Origin of the sequence: Halomonas sp. HAL1 (genome assembly GCF_030544485.1) — a bacterium.
Classification (GTDB): domain Bacteria; phylum Pseudomonadota; class Gammaproteobacteria; order Pseudomonadales; family Halomonadaceae; genus Vreelandella; species Vreelandella arctica.
Genome location: NZ_CP130610.1, coordinates 1644037 through 1659113 on the forward strand (window position 1 = coordinate 1644037; position 15077 = coordinate 1659113).

At 55.0% G+C, this 15077-nt stretch carries 16 protein-coding genes; 14 read left to right on the forward strand and 2 right to left on the reverse strand.

All coding sequences use genetic code 11. The features are described from left to right. The first annotated feature begins 75 nt into the window (after nucleotides 1-75). The 12 genes from Q3Y66_RS07750 to Q3Y66_RS07805 all read left to right on the forward strand — a co-directional run bounded on the left by Q3Y66_RS07750 (nucleotide 76) and on the right by Q3Y66_RS07805 (nucleotide 10401). The gene (locus Q3Y66_RS07750; protein ID WP_008956788.1) at nucleotides 76-687 is read left to right on the forward strand and encodes a superoxide dismutase; all 612 of its coding nucleotides are present in this window, start codon (nucleotides 76-78) and stop codon (nucleotides 685-687) included. 249 nt (nucleotides 688-936) lie between these two features. Continuing rightward, entirely contained in the window at nucleotides 937-1158 is a 222-nt protein-coding gene (gene nrdH, locus Q3Y66_RS07755) for a glutaredoxin-like protein NrdH (RefSeq protein ID WP_008956787.1), read from the forward strand. 9 nt (nucleotides 1159-1167) lie between these two features. After that, entirely contained in the window at nucleotides 1168-1602 is a 435-nt protein-coding gene (gene nrdI, locus Q3Y66_RS07760) for a class Ib ribonucleoside-diphosphate reductase assembly flavoprotein NrdI (RefSeq protein WP_083832196.1), read from the forward strand. Then, a complete protein-coding gene (gene nrdE, locus Q3Y66_RS07765) occupies nucleotides 1584-3764 on the forward strand; it encodes a class 1b ribonucleoside-diphosphate reductase subunit alpha (protein ID WP_238528457.1) in 2181 nt (726 codons plus the stop codon). The genes nrdI and nrdE overlap by 19 nt, the downstream gene beginning before the upstream one ends. Before the next feature lie 80 nt (nucleotides 3765-3844). After that, nucleotides 3845-4816, forward strand: a complete 972-nt coding sequence (gene nrdF / locus Q3Y66_RS07770) for a class 1b ribonucleoside-diphosphate reductase subunit beta (RefSeq protein ID WP_008956784.1) — start codon at nucleotides 3845-3847, stop codon at nucleotides 4814-4816. A gap of 47 nt (nucleotides 4817-4863) precedes the next feature. After that, nucleotides 4864-5268, forward strand: a complete 405-nt coding sequence (locus Q3Y66_RS07775) for an NUDIX domain-containing protein (RefSeq protein ID WP_008956783.1) — start codon at nucleotides 4864-4866, stop codon at nucleotides 5266-5268. 209 nt (nucleotides 5269-5477) lie between these two features. After that, entirely contained in the window at nucleotides 5478-6260 is a 783-nt protein-coding gene (locus tag Q3Y66_RS07780) for a DUF3450 domain-containing protein (protein WP_008956782.1), read from the forward strand. Continuing rightward, nucleotides 6257-7603, forward strand: a complete 1347-nt coding sequence (locus Q3Y66_RS07785; protein WP_008956781.1) for a MotA/TolQ/ExbB proton channel family protein — start codon at nucleotides 6257-6259, stop codon at nucleotides 7601-7603. Before Q3Y66_RS07780 ends, Q3Y66_RS07785 begins: the two co-directional genes overlap by 4 nt. A 1-nt stretch (nucleotide 7604) precedes the next feature. Further along, a complete protein-coding gene (locus Q3Y66_RS07790; RefSeq protein ID WP_008956780.1) occupies nucleotides 7605-8147 on the forward strand; it encodes a MotA/TolQ/ExbB proton channel family protein in 543 nt (180 codons plus the stop codon). Further along, on the forward strand, nucleotides 8140-8547 hold the full coding sequence (locus tag Q3Y66_RS07795; RefSeq protein ID WP_008956779.1) for a biopolymer transporter ExbD: 408 nt from the start codon (nucleotides 8140-8142) through the stop codon (nucleotides 8545-8547). Before Q3Y66_RS07790 ends, Q3Y66_RS07795 begins: the two co-directional genes overlap by 8 nt. Further along, nucleotides 8544-9317, forward strand: coding sequence for an energy transducer TonB (locus tag Q3Y66_RS07800; protein WP_008956778.1), 774 nt, complete (start codon nucleotides 8544-8546; stop codon nucleotides 9315-9317). The genes Q3Y66_RS07795 and Q3Y66_RS07800 overlap by 4 nt, the downstream gene beginning before the upstream one ends. 4 nt (nucleotides 9318-9321) lie before the next feature. Further along, the gene (locus Q3Y66_RS07805) at nucleotides 9322-10401 is read left to right on the forward strand and encodes a hypothetical protein (protein WP_008956777.1); all 1080 of its coding nucleotides are present in this window, start codon (nucleotides 9322-9324) and stop codon (nucleotides 10399-10401) included. A gap of 19 nt (nucleotides 10402-10420) precedes the next feature. Here Q3Y66_RS07805 and xthA read toward each other — a convergent pair whose 3' ends face one another. Next, the gene (gene xthA, locus Q3Y66_RS07810) at nucleotides 10421-11248 is read right to left on the reverse strand and encodes an exodeoxyribonuclease III (protein ID WP_008956776.1); all 828 of its coding nucleotides are present in this window, start codon (nucleotides 11246-11248) and stop codon (nucleotides 10421-10423) included. Then, nucleotides 11248-11502: a hypothetical protein gene (locus Q3Y66_RS07815; RefSeq protein WP_008956775.1), complete on the reverse strand. Its 255-nt coding sequence runs from the start codon at nucleotides 11500-11502 to the stop codon at nucleotides 11248-11250. The genes xthA and Q3Y66_RS07815 overlap by 1 nt, the downstream gene beginning before the upstream one ends. Before the next feature lie 144 nt (nucleotides 11503-11646). On the opposite strand from Q3Y66_RS07815, the gene rhlB reads away from it, so the two are divergent. Both rhlB and dinG read left to right on the forward strand, forming a co-directional pair. Beyond that, nucleotides 11647-12921, forward strand: a complete 1275-nt coding sequence (rhlB, locus tag Q3Y66_RS07820; protein WP_008956774.1) for an ATP-dependent RNA helicase RhlB — start codon at nucleotides 11647-11649, stop codon at nucleotides 12919-12921. A gap of 5 nt (nucleotides 12922-12926) precedes the next feature. Next, entirely contained in the window at nucleotides 12927-15056 is a 2130-nt protein-coding gene (dinG, locus tag Q3Y66_RS07825) for an ATP-dependent DNA helicase DinG (protein ID WP_008956773.1), read from the forward strand. The last annotated feature ends 21 nt before the right edge of the window (nucleotides 15057-15077 follow it).

Genomic DNA, 15077 nt, shown 5'->3' on the forward strand with positions numbered 1-15077 from the left:
GGTGGTTGAAAAAGCTGCGGGCTGACCGCACATAGGTAAGTGAAAGCAACGAAAGCCACTCAAGGAGATGATGATATGGCACATACACTACCCGAATTGCCGTACGCATATGACGCTCTCGAACCAAACATTGATGCAATGACGATGGAAATTCACCACTCTCGTCACCATCAAACTTACATCAACAACCTGAATGCCGCGCTTGAAGGCACAGGTCTTGAAGATGTACCTGTCGAAGAACTGGTCGCTAATCTGGATCGTGTTCCGGAAGCCAAGCGTCAAGCCGTTATCAACAACGGCGGTGGTCACGCCAACCACTCCATGTTCTGGCAGATGATGTCGCCTAACGGTGGCGGTAATGCTCAAGGTGATGTTGCAAAAGCGATTGATGCCGAGCTCGGCGGCCTTGAAGCTTTTAAAGAAGAATTCAAAAAAGCGGCCGTTGGTCGTTTTGGTAGCGGTTGGGCATGGCTCTCCGTTACACCTGAGAAAAAACTGGTAGTCGAAAATACCCTGAACCAAGACAGCCCGCTGATGCACGGCAATACGCCGCTACTCGGTTTGGATGTTTGGGAGCATGCGTACTACCTGAAGTATCAAAACAAGCGTCCTGACTATATTGCTGCGTTTTTCAACGTGGTCAATTGGGAAGACGTTGAGCGTCGTTACCAGGCTGCGATTAGCTAATACGGCTATGACCCGCTAATGGCGTCAGTTCTGGCGCTGTGAAAAAACCGCCCACTTTTAGTGGGCGGTTTTTTTATTGTCAGGGATAGCCTTGGGTATTAGCTGTCAATATCCTGTGGGTAAAAAATACCACATATGCTTGAATTGATTTTCCAATGGTCTATATATAGTATGCGTTGTGTCTTTTAGTGAGGGCGGGCACTAGATGTGCTCTACCCGAAAAATGCCGCTATGAAAAGAGGGTTACCCATGGAAATTCAGATTTATAGCAAGCCAGCTTGTGTTCAATGCACCGCTACTTACCGTGCGCTCGACAAGCAGGGGCTCGATTACACCGTTATCGATATTACCGCAGAGTCCGGTGCCCAAGAAGAAGTAGAAGCGCTGGGCTATCGGCAGCTTCCCGTCGTAGTCGTCGGCGAAGATCACTGGTCGGGTTTCCGTCCTGATCGTATTCAAGCACTGGCCTAAGCCAACAAAATGCTGGCAAGTTGCTCACACACACCGATGGCCGGCAATTTGGTGTACTTCTCTACTAAATCAGGTAACACCCATCGTTTTGTAGAAAAGCTTGGTTTTGTCGCCACGCGGCTGCCGCTAAATCGAGATGAGCCTGCGCTACGTGTTTCCCAGCCTTATATTTTAGTTACCCCTACGTATGGTGGGGGAAGTTCACAGGGTGCCGTACCCAAACAGGTCATTCATTTTCTCAACGACACGCATAACCGGAACCTCCTGCGGGGAGTCATTGCTGCGGGAAACACCAATTTTGGCGAAGCATATGGTCTTGCTGGCCGCATCATTGCGAAAAAATGCCACGTACCGCTGCTGTATCGATTTGAATTATTTGGCACTGACGATGACGTGGTCAACGTGCGCAAAGGAGTAGAAGAGTTTTGGAAACGACTAACGTAGCTACCCAGAATGTGTCAGAAACAAAACGGCCTGCGGCGGCTCCTGAGGCGCGCACGCTGGATTACCACGCACTCAATGCCATGCTCAATCTATACGGGGCCAACGGCGAGTTACAGCTGGAGAGAGATCGCGAAGCGGCTCGCCAGTACTTTTTACAGCACGTTAACCAGAACACGGTGTTCTTCCACTCGTTAGAAGAGAAGCTCGATTACCTCGTGGAAGAGCAGTACTACGAAGCGGAAATGCTGGGCCAGTACAGCTTTGCCTTTATCAAAGCGCTGTTCGAGCAAGCCTATGCATATAAATTTCGCTTCCCAAGTTTTTTGGGCGCTTTCAAGTACTACACCAGCTATACGCTGAAGACGTTTGACGGCAAGCGCTATTTAGAGCGCTATGAAGACCGCGTCTGCATGGTCGCGCTGACCTTGGCCCGGGGCGATGAAACGCTGGCCAAGTCACTGGTCGATGAAATCATCTCCGGCCGTTTTCAGCCCGCGACACCCACTTTCTTGAACTGCGGCAAACAGCAGCGCGGCGAACTGGTGTCGTGCTTCCTGCTACGCATCGAAGACAATATGGAGTCGATCGGTCGCTCCATTAACTCGGCGCTGCAGCTTTCCAAGCGGGGCGGTGGCGTTGCCTTCCTGCTCTCCAATATTCGTGAGTCTGGTGCGCCCATCAAGCGCATTGAGAACCAGTCATCGGGCATTATCCCGATCATGAAGCTGCTGGAAGACGCGTTCTCCTACGCGAACCAACTGGGCGCACGTCAGGGCGCGGGAGCGGTCTACCTGAATGCTCACCACCCGGACATCCTGCGCTTTCTCGACACCAAGCGGGAAAATGCCGACGAGAAAATTCGTATCAAAACGCTCTCCTTGGGCGTGACGATTCCGGATATTACCTTTGAACTCGCCAAGCGCAACGACGACATGTACCTGTTCTCGCCCTACGATGTCGAGCGGGTTTACGGTGTTCCGTTTGGTGATATCAGCGTTACCGAGAAATACCAGGAGATGGTCGCAGATGCGCGTATTCGCAAGCACAAGATCAATGCACGCGCCTTCTTCCAAACGTTGGCAGAGCTGCAGTTTGAGTCGGGTTACCCGTATATCATGTTTGAAGATACGGTAAACCGCGCCAACCCGATTGCTGGCCGTATCAATATGAGCAACCTGTGCTCGGAAATCCTCCAGGTCAACACACCGACTGAGTATGACGATGACCTCGGTTATCGCCATATCGGCCAGGATATCTCCTGTAACCTGGGCTCTATGAACATTGCCAAGGTGATGGACGCAGGGGATATCGGTACCAGCGTTGAAATTGCCATCCGCGGTCTTACCGCTGTTTCGGAAATGAGCAACCTGCGCAGTGTGCCTTCTATTGCCGAAGGCAATGCCCAGTCGCGGGCGATTGGCCTTGGCCAGATGAACCTACACGGCTATCTGGCGCGTGAGCACATCTACTACGGCTCCGATGAGGGGTTGGACTTTACCAATCTCTACTTCTACTGCGTGGCGTTCCACGCCATACGTGCGTCCAACCGGTTAGCGATTGAGCACAAGGATACGTTTGCAGATTTTGCCAACTCCACCTACGCCTCGGGAACCTTCTTCGATAAGTACACTGACCAGGCGTGGCTGCCCCGTACCGACAAAGTACGTGAGCTGTTCGAGCGTAGCGGTATTGCGTTGCCGACCCAAGATGATTGGCAGGAACTGAAAGCGTCGGTCATGGCCCACGGTTTATACAACCGTAACCTGCAGGCGGTACCGCCCACCGGCTCAATCTCTTACATCAATAACTCCACCTCCAGTATTCACCCGGTGGCGGCGAGAATCGAGATTCGTAAAGAGGGCAAGCTAGGCCGTGTTTATTACCCGGCACCGTTCCTGGATGAAGCCAATTTTGACTACTTCCAGGACGCCTACGAAATCGGCCCGGAAAAGATCATCGATACCTACGCGGAAGCCTCGCAGCACGTCGACCAAGGGCTATCGCTAACGCTGTTCTTCCCGGATACCGCTAGCACGCGCGATATCAATAAAGCGCAAATTTACGCCTGGAAAAAAGGCATCAAAACGCTTTACTACATTCGCCTGCGTCAAAGTGCTTTGGAAGGCACCGAGGTAGAAGGCTGCGTTTCTTGCACGCTGTAATCAGCAAGCGCTTTGTATCTGTTATTGAATGCCCGGTGTTGATCGCCGGGCATTGAACGCTACGTTTTGAGAGCAATGCCATGAACACCATGCAACGTTTATCGCGAGTTGATGCGATTAACTGGAATCGACTCCAGGATGATAAAGACCTGGAAGTGTGGAACCGTCTGACCAGTAATTTTTGGCTACCCGAAAAGGTGCCCTTGTCTAATGATATTCAGTCCTGGAACACTCTGACTGAAAAAGAAAAGCAGCTGACGATCCGCGTATTCACCGGCCTCACACTGCTGGACACCATCCAAAGCAGCGTGGGTGCACCGGTATTAATGGAGGATGCCCGCACTCCCCACGAAGAGGCGGTTTACACCAACATCGCCTTCATGGAATCAGTGCACGCACGCTCCTACAGCTCAATTTTCTCGACGCTCTGTACCACCCGTGATGTGGACGATGCCTTTCGCTGGAGTGAAGAGAACCCTACGCTGCAGGCGAAATCTCAGCTGATATTAGAGCGTTACCGCTCGGATGATCCACTAATGCGCAAAGTCGCCAGCGTGTTTCTTGAGTCATTTCTGTTCTACTCCGGCTTCTACCTGCCAATGTACTGGTCAAGCCATGCCAAGTTGACTAACACCGCCGACCTGATTCGCTTGATCATTCGTGACGAAGCAGTGCACGGCTACTATATTGGCTACAAGTTCCAACAGGCACTCGCGGAAGCGACGCCAGCGCGGCAGCAAGAAGTCAAAGATTACGCCTACGAGCTGCTACTGGAACTTTACGACAACGAAGTGCGCTACACCGAATCGCTGTATGACGAAGTTGGCCTAAGTGAAGACGTGAAGAAATTCCTTCACTACAACGCCAATAAAGCGCTGATGAACCTTGGCTATGAGCCACTTTTCCCCAGCAGCGTCACCGATGTGGATCCGACTATCATGGCGGCGCTTTCACCCAATGCCGACGAGAATCACGACTTCTTCTCCGGCTCCGGCTCTTCCTACGTGATCGGCAAAGCCGTCGCCACCGAAGACGACGACTGGGCGTTTTAATAGGGTTAGGTATTAATGGTTTAGGGTGGAGAACGAAGGAGAGGGGTATGACAGGGAATGTTGGTAGTGTACTGAAAATTGCCGCTGCCGTGGTGAGTGACCCAGATGGGCGCTTGCTATTGGTACGTAAGCACATTACGTCTTTCTATATGCAGCCAGGCGGCAAAATCGATGCCGGTGAGAGCGCGCTAGAGGCGTTGTGCCGCGAGCTGCAAGAGGAGCTTGGCTTGCATGTTAGGGAGGATGAGCTGATGCCGCTCGGAATGTATTCCGTGCCAGCGGCTAATGAGCCGGGCGTGATGCTTGAAGCGCATCTGTTTGGCCTTGTTATTGACGAGCCTGTCGAGGCGGCCGCTGAAATTGCCGAAGCAAAATGGGTGACCCGTGAAGCGGCTTGGCAGCTTCCTCTAGCGCCGCTGACGAAAGAGTATGTAGCAGTAAAGCACACATAGTGATGTTTGTGATGAAAGGGCGCTGATAGGCGCCTTTTTTATGCGCGCTCGATGAGAGATAACGCCTGATTGTTAATGATAAATATTGTCATTTATTATATTAGTGGTAGGCTAGTCAGCGTAAAAGTTAAACGCAAATCGTTCTAATACCTAATTAGTTTTTAGCCGGGCGGTGACAGCCGCTGGCTACTCAGTGACGGAGAGTCGACGTGCTGAACAGGCCTTTTTTTGCCTTACGTGGATGGTGGCTAGCGGGGGTGCTGGCCAGTGGCACGCTGCTGGCAAGTGAACAAGCAGTGGCTCAAGCGGCCGAAAGTGTAGAAGCCCAGCAAACCCAGGCGGCACTTCAGGCGCAAATTGATGCTGCCGATGAACAAACGCGTGAGCAACTGCAAGAGCTACGCCGCTTAGAGCGCGAAACACGCCAGTTAGACGCTGAAAATGCCTCACTGACCGGGCGGTTAGCTGAAGAAGCCGAACGTCAGCAGCGTCTGGCGACTGCTTTGGATACGCTTGAAGAGACGCGTGCAGCGCTGCCTGTGATTGAACAAAATATGTCTGTTCAGCTCAGCCAATGGATTGAACGTGACCTGCCGTTTCTACGCGAGGAGCGGCTGGCACGGGTTGAGCGTCAGCCTGATGAACAGGGCGAAAACACCATTGAACGCATTAATGGGCTACTCGAAGCCTGGCGTGTCGAGATCGACTATGGCCGTGAGATGGATAGCTGGCGGGGGCGTTTAAGCCAGGATGGCCGCGAACGTGAAGTGGATTTTTTACGTGTTGGCCGTATCGGTTTTTATTATCTAACTCCTGATGGGCGCGAAGGCGGGGTGTGGAATGCTGAAAGCGGTGGATGGCAGCCGCTTGATGACGACTACCTGCGTGAAGTGCGTAATGGGCTGCGAATGGCGAAAGATCAGCGCGCGCCGGATTTATTAACCTTGCCGCTCTCAATCAGTGCGAATGACCAGCAGGGAGAGCAACCATGAGCCGACCAACTCTCCGTCAACTTTTTTATGCCTGCTTGATATTAGGGCTGGTAGCGATCAGTGGCGCATCAATGGCACAAACTGAAAGCGCAACGTCGCTGCGTGAAGCACGAGAAGCGGCTGAAACGCGTGATCAGCAGCGTTTAATGGGATTTTTAGACGACCAGCAAGCATTAGAGTCTGCGCTTGAGCAGGCCCGCGCCGAACACGAAGAGGCTCAGCAGCAGCATGAAGCGTTAGAGATCCAGCAGGCAGAGCAAACCGATCAAGCCAGCGAGTTAAGCGAGCGTCAGGCGGAGCAGGGCGAGGCACTGACAGCGTTGCTGTCTAACCTTGCCCGGCATAGCTCAGAAATTCGCAATGCACTGGGTGACGAGAGTTTGCTTTCCCTAGAAGAGGGGTCGCTGCCGCCACGTTTGGATGAAGTCGAAGTGCTCGAACGCCATCAATTGGAAGAGGTGGTGGATCGCTTGGCGGCATTAACGGCGCGTACGGGCCGCGCTGAGCACCTTTCACTGCCTGTCGCCGATGCTAACGGCGAAGTAGCCACCCGTGAGTTAATGCGGCTTGGAGATTTCGCAGCCTTTACCGAAAACGAGCTTTTAGAGCGCGGAGAAAATGACGGCAACCTAGTGGTATTGCCGCGTACACCTGATGCCATTGGCGGGTTGCTAGCGGATTACTACCAGGGCGAGAGCCATGTCTTCGCTGTTGATCCTACTCAGGGCAGCGTGCTGGAAGCCCTAGCCCAGCAGCCCAGTCTGTGGGAGCGTTTCCAGCAAGGCGGTTATGTCGGCTATGTGGTCGTTGCATTAGGCATTTTAGGTCTGATCATTGGGTTAGGGCAGTACCTCTATTTAGTGCTCGTTAGCCTGCGTGTTAATCAACAGCGTCAGTCGCTCAGCCAGTTAAAACCTAACAACCCACTGGGGCGTGTATTGCTGCGTTTTGAAGGCATGGACAAACACCAGACCCCTGAAGCGTTGGAAGCACGTTTGGATGAGGCGGTGCTGGCTGAGCTGCCAAAACTGGAGCGAAGCCAGCCAATGGTCAAATTGCTGGCCGCGATTGCGCCGTTGCTTGGCTTGTTGGGTACGGTCACCGGCATGATCGTAACTTTCCAGGCGATTACCGTGTTTGGCACCGGCGACCCGCAACTGATGGCGGGCGGTATTAGCCAAGCACTGGTAACCACTGTACTCGGTTTGATCACCGCCGTGCCGCTGCTGTTCGTGCAGACAGCCCTGTCGGGTCGTAGCCGCTATTTAACCCACGTGATTGAAGGGCAGGCGAGCGCGACATTAGCGGATCACCTTGAATCTCACACGGCGGTGGTGAACTAACATGTCCACGCTTCCTCTCTGGCTCGAACCCGTCGAGCGTTTGGTAGAGGCGGGTGGCCCGGTGCTTGTCGTACTGGCAGCAGTGGCCGTACTGGTATTTGCTATGGCCATGGAGCGCTGGTGGTACTACCGAATAACCTGGCGTATAGCTCGGCGACAGTTGCTACGTCGTTGGGCGGCGCGCAGTGATCATGTTAGTTGGAGCGCCCGCACGCTGCGTCAAGTGTGGGCCGAAGCGCTAGTGGCCAGGCTGCGCAAACCCTTGCCATGGTTGAAGCTACTGGTCGCACTGTGCCCTTTGCTGGGGCTGTTAGGCACGGTAACCGGCATGATTAGCGTATTCGATAGCCTTTCGCTTAGCGAGACCCATCAAGCCCGCGCCATGGCGGACGGTGTCGCCCGGGCAACCCTGCCTACGTTAACCGGCATGGCCATTGCCGTCGTAGGGCTTTTATTTATTAGTCGCTTAGAGCACGTCATTCGCCGTGAAGACCAGCGGCTGCATGATCGATTGGCACGGGCACTGGAGGATAATGATGCGTAGACGTCGTTCCATAGATGCGTCTGCCGAGAGCAATGAGGTGAATCTTACCCCCATGCTCGACGTAGTATTTATCATGCTGATTTTCTTTATCGTCACGACTAGCTTTGTTAAAGAGAGCGGTGTGGAAATTGATCGCCCCGAATCCAGCGCTGCGACGCCGCGCCCGGACGCCCAGGTGCTTGTGGCGATTTCCCCGGAAGGCGCCGTATGGGTGGATGGCAGTCCGGTGGATGCTCACCGGGTTGGCCAGCAGGTCGCCGATATGCTGAGTGACGATGGCTCGGTGGTTATCCAGGCAGACCGCGAATCCACCACGGGCTTGCTGATCGAAGTCATGGATCGCCTGCGGGAAGCGGGCGTTGACCAAGTGGCGGTGGCGGCGAGTCGGAGTGGGTCATGATGCGACATCTGCTGTCGTTATTGGGGGGCATCGTGCTGGCGGTAGGCTTGTTCTGGCTGCTGGCGCAGTTGGTTGCCCCCCCTGAGCGAGAGCCCGAAGAGATGACCATGACCATGGCAATGACCATGGTTGAAGCGCCAGAAGTGGCCCCTGAGCAAGAGGCACCTACGCCTCAACCTGTAGAAGCTGCGCCCCAACAAGCGCCACCGCCCATGCCCGCACCCGAGCCGCCTCCGGTAGCGGAAAGCACGATTAGTTTGCCGGAAGTAGAGCTACCGGATGAGCCTGTTGAGCCTATTGAAATGGACAGCGAACTCCCCGAGCTCACCGAAGTAGAGCCGGAGCCCGAGCCACAGCCTGAACCTGCTCCAGAACCAGCCCCAGAGCCTGCGCCGAGAGAGGCGCCTGCCGAGCCAGCGCCCGCTACTACAACGGCTGAGCAGAGTGAACCTGCTGAGCGTGAAGCTGCGCCACAGGCTGAGCCAGCGCCCTCTAACGAGCCGGTTAGCGTAGGTCAGGCGACGCCCACCAGTCGGGTCAATCCAAGCTATCCAGCGCGGGCTCAGCGCCGCGGCATGGAAGGCTTTGTAGAAGTAGCCTTTATGATTCGTCGTGATGGCAGCGTGGATGCCTCATCGATACGGGTAACTAATGCGCAGCCACGTCGCGTGTTTGATGACGCTGCGCAGGAGGCGATTGCTCAGTGGCAATTTGAACCCAGTGATCGGTTACGCAATGCCACCCAGCGGATCGAGTTTCAGTTGAGGTAGCGGAATGAAGCGTCTTATATGCCTTTTATTATTAAGCGTTTGGTCTCTCTCGTCACAGGCTGGCCCTGCGCTGCAAGGCGATGTCATTGCTGACCTCAATGCTCTGCAAAGCCTGTTAAAAGAGAGCCAGTCGCAAGAGGCCGCGTTGGCTCAAGTCATTGAGAGGGCAACTGCCCAGGCCGAGCGGTTGGCATCCGGTAATCAGTCGGATCAGTGGGCCAGTGCGCTCTATCAACAGTTGGCGGCAGGTGCCTTGGCACGACAGGATCAGCATGCTGCGGCAGCGGATCGGCTGACCATTGCCCGTGGCTTAAACGGTGTGGATAGTGCCCAGGCAGCCCGTTGGCTACGTGAGGAGGCCTCGCTGCGCCGTGCTGCCGGCCAACGTAATCAGGCCATTGAGTTACTCAGTGAGTGGTTGTCCAATCAGCAAGACATTGAGGCTGTTTGGCAGTTAACCCGTCTTCTGGCTCAGCAGGAGCGCTGGGAAGAAGCCGCCGTCTGGCTTGAGCAGGCACTTAATGAAACGTCAGAGCTAACTGAAACGCAGCAGGCTCTGGCGCTTGCTGTGTTTCGCAATGCGGGACAAGGCGAACAGGCATTGGGTTGGCTGCTGGATGGCTTGAGTGCACAAAGCGACGCCGCCGATTGGCGCCAAGCCGCCGGGCTTGCTCAGCAGGCTGGTCAGGCAGGGGTGGCTGCTGGGCTGTGGGAAGCAGCGTGGCAATTAGAAAAATTACCCGAGCAGCAAGATTTTTGGCTGTTGATTCAGCTTCATCTCTCGGGTGGAAGCCCCGCTAGGGCGGCAGAGCATCTAGAGTGGGCATTGAAGGAGGGCGATATAGTCCGCGATGAGTCCCATCTGCGTTTGCTTGCCAACGCCTGGCGGCAGGCGAAAGACGTTGAGAAGGCTCTGAATGCCTGGCACACCTTAGCGCTGCATACTCAAGCTGCCGCCGACTGGCGAGCCTATGGCCAGCTCGCTTACGCCTGGGGTGAGGATGGGCAAGCGAAACAAGCCTTTGCCCGCGCCTCGTCGCTAGGTGACAAGGAGGCGGAGCAGTGGCTGTCCAGCTTTAACTAGAAAAGAGTACGTAGAAAAACTACGCCTTAAGCGTGAGAGCGAAGTCGCTCCAGGTAGGTGCGTGATCAGAGGGTCGTTCCATGCCGCGCAGATCGTAGTCGATACCCGCGCCGGTGGTCTGCTCGGCCAGCGCCTTGGTGACTAGAATATAGTCGATACGCAGGCCGCGCTTGGGTTCCTGGTTAAACCCTTTTGAGCGGTAGTCGAACCAGCTAAAGCGGTCATCGCTTTGTGGATAGCAGAGGCGATAGCTGTCGGTAAGCCCCCAGGCTTTAATGCCTTCGAGCCATTCGCGCTCAATGGGTTGAAAGCTGGTTTTGCCTTCACGCAGCCAGCGCTTGCGGTTAGCATCACCGATACCAATGTCCTGATCTTCTGGCGAGATATTAAAGTCGCCCATGATCGCCAGCCGCTCGTCAGGCCGGTGCTGCTCGTTAAGCAATCGCGCTAGCTGGCCATAAAAGCGCTCTTTGTGGGGAAATTTGGTCGGGTGAGTAACGTTTTCCCCCTGAGGAAAATAGCCGTTCCATACCGTCACGGCTTCTCCATCTTCCGCGATCAGACGAACGCCGATCATGCGGCGCTGAGCGTCTTCCTCATCGTCGGGAAAGCCGTAAAAAATCTCTTCGGGCGCCTGGCGGCACATTAAAGCGACGCCATAATGGCCCTTTTGGCCGTGGTAAAAAACGTGGTAGCCCATCGCTTCCACATCGGTAAGCGGGAACTCGCTGTCCTGTACTTTGGTTTCTTGCAGCCCAATCACGTCCGGCTGCTGAGTGTAGATCAACGCCTGTAACTGGTGAAGTCGTGCCCGGATGCCATTAATGTTGAACGAAACCAAACGCATTATGAATCACTTCCCTTGGGGTTGTTGGATTCATTGCCTTTGTCAGGATGAATGGCAATATCCTGCCCGCTCTGCTGACGAGCGAGTTTTCTCACCGCCTGCAGTTTGCGCTGCTGCTGCTTTTTCGCTACAAAGCGGCGCGATGGGGCCACTTGGTCCGGATTGTCGTGGCGCCATTTTTTATAATCTTTACGCCGGCCGGTACGAATCGTTACCTTGTCGGCCAGTGAACGAGTTTTTTTCTTACGCGTCATGTCGCGCTCCTTACGTCGATTTGACGGCTATTCTAACAGGCCTTGGGACTCCTTCGACAGCAGGACGCGCTCTTATCGCCAAGCCCTGGTACAATGCGCACGTCAAGAAGCCAACTTCCACAGCAATGGACAGATAGACAGCCTATGAGCGAGTCGGAACAGACCACAGCCCCGGCCCAGAATCGCAAGCCAAAACGCCGCCGTCGTAAACCGCGTCGTCGCCAGTCGAACTGGGATCTTCGTCAGTTTCAGGTGCCCGCCGTGGCCGGTAAGTGGCGCTTTCATGACTTTGATCTGCCGCTGACATTAATGCGCGCTATTCACGCCCAAGGGTTTGAATACTGCACACCTATTCAAGCCGAGGCCCTGCGCCAAACGCTATTAGGTGGTGACATTGTCGGTAAGGCGCAAACGGGAACCGGTAAAACCGCAGCCTTTTTGATCTCTGTGATGGCCTACTTCCTGGAAGAGCCAACACCCAATGGTCAAAAGCCAGGTGCACCGCGCGCCTTGATTATTGCGCCTACCCGCGAGCTGGCGCTGCAGATCGAAAAAGATGCTAAAGCGTTAGCACGATTTACCCAGCTCAATGTGGCGAGTGTGGTCGGCGGTATGGACTACCAGAAGCAGCGTGAAAGCCTGGGTAGCAAGATCGATATTCTGGTGGCAACACCAGGGCGTCTGTTGGATTTCCATCAGAAGCGCGATATCGACCTCAATGAAGTTGAAGTATTGGTGTTAGATGAAGCCGACCGTATGTTGTCGATGGGCTTTATTCCCGATGTGAAGCGAATCATTCGCTACACGCCAAAGAAAGAGGAGCGTCAGACCTTCCTCTTCTCGGCCACCTTTACTGACGATATCCTGAACCTTGCTAGCCAATGGACGCTGGAACCTGCCCACGTTGAGATCGAAGTCACGGTTGAAAATCAGGCGGATATCGATCAGCGCGTTTACCTAGTATCTGATGACGACAAGCAGCGCCTGTTGGTCAATCTACTTCAGCAAGAGAGCTTTGAGCGCGTTATGGTCTTTGGTAACCGCCGTGATCTGGTGCGCAAGCTTGACGACCTACTCAAAAAAGCTGGCGTAAGCGTGGCGATGCTGTCAGGTGATGTGCCTCAGGGGCAGCGTATCAAAACCCTGGAAAGCTTCCGCGAAGGCGACATTCAGGTGTTGGTGGCGACTGACGTTGCTGGTCGTGGGATTCACATTGAAGACGTCAGCCACGTTATCAATTACACCCTGCCCGAAGACCCGGAAGACTACGTACACCGTATCGGTCGTACCGGTCGCGCCGGTGCCAAGGGTGTGTCAATTAGCTTCGTCGGCGAAGAGGATGCATTCTCACTGCCGGAAATCGAACGCTATATCAACGACAAGCTTCCCTGCGTACATCCGCCGGAAGGTATGCTCTAAGCCGCATGCTGGATGATGCCCTCAAAAGCGAGATTCAAGACGCTTACCGTCGCGTGGTGGATACTCTTGAGCTAACACCACGCTACGGGCAGCGCATGATGATTGCCGAGATCGCCCGGACGCTGGGTAATATAGAGAGCGACAGCGAAGGTAAGCGCACAAGTGATACTCATGTGTGTGTGCTTGAAGCGGGCACCGGTACTGGGAAAACGCTGGCTTATCTGATCGCCGCCTTGCCGATCGCGAAAGCGCGCGGCAAGCGGCTGATTATTTCCACGGCCACAGTTGCCCTTCAGGAGCAGGTGCTTAACCAGGATTTACCCTCGCTGGCCAGCCACAGCGGCATCCCCTTTCGTTATGCATTAGCTAAAGGGCGTGGTCGTTATGTGTGCGTGGCGCGTCTGGATCAAGCGCTAGAAGGCACTGAACCCAACCCAACGCTCTCGCTGTTTGAGCAGTCGCTGCAAACACAAAGCAGTGATTTTACGGTCATTGCCAGCGATATGGCCCAAGCCTATGGCCAGGGCGAATGGGAAGGGGATCGTGATAACTGGCCAGAAGCGATTGAGGATGCCCATTGGCGGCGGCTAACGGTGGATCACCGCCAGTGCACGGGCAGGCGCTGCGGGCACTTTGGTGCCTGCGCGTTTTTCCGTTCTCGACGAGAGCTTGAAAACGCTGACGTTATCGTCGCAAATCATGATCTTGTGCTGGCTGACTTGGCTTTGGGCGGCGGCGCTATTCTGCCTGACCCGGCGGACTGCATCTTTGTGTTTGACGAAGGTCATCACTTGCCCGAGAAGGCGCTTTCCCATTTTGCTCACCGCTTTGCGGTGCACGGCTGCTTGCGCTGGCTGAAAACGTTGAGAAGCAGTTTGACCGACCTTCACCAGGCGTTGGCTATTCAGCCAACGGTGTCGCGGCTTTTGGTCAGCTTGCCAGAGCTGATTCATAACCTGGAACCCGCACTAGGCGATGTGTTTAGCATGGGTCATCAGTTGGCGGAGCGGCCAAATGGTTTGGCTGACGAAGAGGCCACTCATCAATCGCGTTTTGAGAAGGGTCAAGTGCCCGAGGCTCTGCGGGAGCAGGCGCAGCAATTGTTGGTGATGTTCGCCTCGCTGTCGCGCTGCTTGGAGAGCATTAGCGACATCCTGCGTGAAAGCCTTGATCCTGATAAGCAGACCGGCCTTGATCGTGAGCAGGCAGAAACTTGGCTGCCGCTCGTTGCGTTGCTTCATGGGCGTGCCTTAGAGGCGCATGCGTTGTGGCAGGCGTTTAGTGAGCAGGATGTTGCTAACGAGGCGCCCAGCGCTCGTTGGATTACCCTAAGCCGGGTAGCCGGTGAGCCGGAGATTGAGTTTTCGGCCAGCCCCGTTTCAGCCGCCCATACCCTGGCCAAGCATTTATGGGGGCGCTGCCATGGGGCGGTAGTCACCTCAGCGACCCTGACGGCCTTGGGTCGCTTTGAGCGCCTGCAAGAGCGGGCAGGCTTGGCCAATCGCTATCGCTATCAGGCGTTGCCGAGCCCCTTTGATTACGCCAATGCGGTGCTGCGCGTGCCTAAAGAGGCCACCGACCCTGGGGATAGGGATGCCCACGAGCGGGCGATTGTGACGTTTGTATCGCAGTTGGATGATAAAGAGGCGGCGCTAGTGCTGTTCTCCTCCCGTGCCCAGCTGCGGGCGGTCGATAAAGCACTGCCCGTTAGTGTGAAAGAGCGAGTGCTCGCTCAGGATGCACTGCCAAAACGCGAGTTGATCGAGCGTCATCGAGCAGCTGTGGACAGGGGGGAGGGCAGTATTATTTTTGGCTTGGCGAGCTTTGCCGAGGGGATCGATCTTCCCGGCGACTATTTGACGCACGTGGTGATTACGCGGCTACCTTTTGCGGTGCCAGACGATCCAGTGGGCGCTACATTAGCGGAATGGATAGAGAGCCAGGGTGGTAACGCGTTTATGCGCATTAGCGTGCCTGATGCGTCTATTAAACTGGTGCAGGCCTGCGGGCGTTTGATTCGCAAAGAGAGTGATCGTGGGACGATCACTTTGCTGGATAAGCGGGTGATTACCCGCCGCTACGGACAAGCACTGCTGGATGCACTGCCGCCATTTCGGCGTGAAATTAGTCGCTAGTGATTATCCAGTGTGCTGGGA